This window comes from Bacillus sp. 05T31 (assembly GCF_056396725.1).
The window spans coordinates 1-998 of the sequence record NZ_JBFTMA010001066.1 but is presented as its reverse complement, the minus strand read 5'-3'; the positions used below and the strand labels follow the sequence as shown (position 1 = coordinate 998).

The 998-nt window shown below is 33.7% G+C and carries 1 protein-coding gene and 1 pseudogene; both read left to right on the top strand.

All coding sequences use genetic code 11. From position 1 onward, the window contains the following. Positions 1–78: 78 nt before the first annotated feature. Positions 79–165: pseudogene (locus AC1DJR_RS31385) on the top strand (stress protein); the annotation flags it as partial. Positions 166–439: 274 nt separating this feature from the next. Beyond that, entirely contained in the window at positions 440–802 is a 363-nt protein-coding gene (locus AC1DJR_RS31380; protein WP_429688642.1) for a hypothetical protein, read from the top strand. Positions 803–998: the final 196 nt, after the last annotated feature.

Genomic DNA, 998 nt, shown 5'->3' with positions numbered 1-998 from the left:
TTTTTAGAGTACTAGTATCAGTATGTCCAAGTTTGATAGACATTTTTCATATACTTCAAAGTTTTTGCACCAGAACCGGGGAATTTCCTTTTACAGATGAATGGCGATATGAAAGATGAAGAGTTTAATAAGTATAAAGAAGTTATGGATAAATTAGTGAAGTAAATAGCGGCACTCGAAAGAGTGCTTTTACTATTTCTCAATACTCGAAATTATCTAACGTGGTAAAATAATAATTGGATTGGCATCCAATACCATATTACGTTGGTTCAAATCGCAGGAAGGCACCTTATGGTGGCTTTTTTTGTTTGAAACACATTCTGCCAAAATACTTGTATCTTTGTTGATTTACGACTCACATAAACCAACAAACTTCGTATATACAATTTGTTATCCTAAATGAGTTAACAATACGAACAGTTATAGGAGGATTTTGTGAATGGTAAAAAAAGCTTGTGTAAGTATTATTACTGGAATTCTTTTAATATGCTCAACAGGATGTGCCACTCAAACTGATTCCATCGCAGCTCAAACTCAATCAATAGATGGCACATATACAACAGAAGATATTACAAGCGCATTTCCCGTAGGGACACCCATAACTACTTATATTCGAAAAGAAGAAAAACTGAGCGTAAAACATCTCACCAGCATTACGCTTACAGATGGTGGCGTTGGTAGAGTTCTGGAAGCAACAGATGGTTTTGTTGTCGTATGTGGGAATGAAAAAGGAGTTTTTGATGTGTTAATATTTAAAACTATGGAAGATGTAAAGAAATATGAACAAAGTTTGGCGCTATGATTAATACCCTACTGACACCCTCACAGTATACAGTGAATCTATTCTAGATTACATAAACAAGCTCACCAATATAAAATAGCCCACCTATTTCCGTAGATGGGCTATATCTTTATTACACAATGCCAAAGTATACTCTCTTTTTCTTGCAAACTTTATGCAATTATACATATTTACAAAAATTACACTAAACAAATAT